Below are 265 nucleotides of genomic sequence, written 5' to 3'. Positions count from 1 at the left end.
GGGGCCCGTCCCATTTTTGCCACTTGTCGTCGCGGTGGCGGGCCGCATGTGCCTTGGGTGGGGGAGTTTGGGGGCGATGTGAACGGCATGTAAAGGGACGCAAAAATCGCCTCAAGGTCAACTTGAAGGTTGAGGTTGAAAGGCGGGGTGCCACAGGTGGCATCCCGCCGTTGCTGTAAACACAACATATTGTGTTTTCGAACATATGATTGGGGGTGTTTTGCAATATATGGTGGGTGGAGTGGTGGGGCGGGGTGGGGGAAGG

Origin of the sequence: Collinsella sp. AM36-4AA, assembly GCF_003467795.1 — a bacterium.
Lineage (GTDB): Bacteria > Actinomycetota > Coriobacteriia > Coriobacteriales > Coriobacteriaceae > Collinsella.
Note: the sequence above shows the minus strand (reverse complement) of the source record.